This window comes from Synechococcus sp. B60.1 (assembly GCF_047462555.1).
In the GTDB taxonomy this organism is placed as follows: Bacteria; Cyanobacteriota; Cyanobacteriia; order Thermostichales; family Thermostichaceae; genus Thermostichus.
The window spans coordinates 1-1302 of sequence record NZ_JANSJN010000208.1 but is presented as its reverse complement, the minus strand read 5'-3'; the positions used below and the strand labels follow the sequence as shown (position 1 = coordinate 1302).

Here is a 1302-nt window from a genome sequence, read left to right as displayed (position 1 = left end):
CCAGCGGCGGTAAAATAGGAAAAGGTAAACCCACATCAGCCAACAAAAGAGCTGAGCAGTGAGATAAAGCCCCAGCTCCGGATCAACTCCTAATAGGCGGCTCATGGCGGCCACCGCCAGCGGATAGCCGGGAAAGAAAGCTGCATTGCTCTGCTCGTAGGCAATCTTGTCAAAGCCCGCAAACTGATACCCCCGCTCTACAATGCTCAGGTACCAATAGCTATCGCGCTGGCTCAGGGCTGCAAAAGCAGAAGCATAGCTGCCGCGTTTTGTCCAAAGGTATATCGCCAACACTTGCAAGATAGTCAGCGCTAAGCCCAGCAAAAAAATCCGAGTAGAAAAGCCAACTAAACATTTGCGAATCTGCTGCAACAGAAGGCTAGGACGCAAACTCATCAGCTTCACCACCAAGGTTCGATCAAGCCACCCAAAGATGCTGGACGTAGCGCCAGGCGAGGATTTGGTTTAGGGCAAAGAAGACTAAAGCCAAGATCCAGTAGCCTAGCCTTAGGACACTGCCAAGATAGAAACGCACCTGTTGAGGGATGAAGCTGAAATCGGTGGATCTGATCCCATGCAACCAGGCCAGCACCTGCAGGGTGTGAACCGGCAGGCAGTAGCGGATCATACTTCTCTGGGCCACGGCACTCATGCCGGCCACGGAAATGGAGAACATAATCCAGGCAGCCAAATGGAGCCCCAGCCGCTCCTGCCAGCGCCGGCTCTTGCCGGCCAGGACACTCCACCCATCCAGCAAACTGGTAACAACTAGGGATCCCAGGGTGAGGGGAACAAACAGTTGACTGAGGGAAATGGCCCATATCCCATCCCCCAAAGCCTCGGAAAAGGAAAATAAGGACTGCCAGTACCCAAGAGAAAAGAGGGGGGCATAAGTACGAGGTTGAATAATAGCCAGGTAATCGAAAGAACTGGGGCCAAAGTAGCGCTGCATTTCCATGTAGAGATCCCAGCGGCCAAAGCGGAGCTGACAGTAGAGGAAAAAACTCAGCCCGCCCGACAAGGCCAAAACAACGGCGCTGGCTCTCCAAAACCAAGGGCGGGATAGCCTCAGTAGAGGAACTAGCGCCACCGGCAAACCCACAATGCGGGTGGCACTCATCACCAGACCGTGGATCCCGGCCAGGAGCCCTGACCTCATTGAATTCAAGTGGGCCGACCAATAGAAAAAACCCAACAAGCTGGCCGTAAAGAGGGACTCGCTGTAGCCCACGACAAGGTAAAAGCTGCTGGGATAGACCAAGATCATCAAACTTGCCAGGACTTGCCAAAGCAAGGGAATCT

Annotated in this window: 1 protein-coding gene and 1 pseudogene; both read right to left on the bottom strand. The window is 53.8% G+C overall.

Annotated elements, in window-relative coordinates:
• Positions 1-396, bottom strand: a pseudogene (locus NW863_RS13065) (hypothetical protein); the annotation flags it as partial.
• Between the two features lie 22 nt (positions 397-418).
• The coding region (locus tag NW863_RS13060; protein WP_414366880.1) for a hypothetical protein at positions 419-1302 on the bottom strand (884 nt) is incomplete at its 5' end.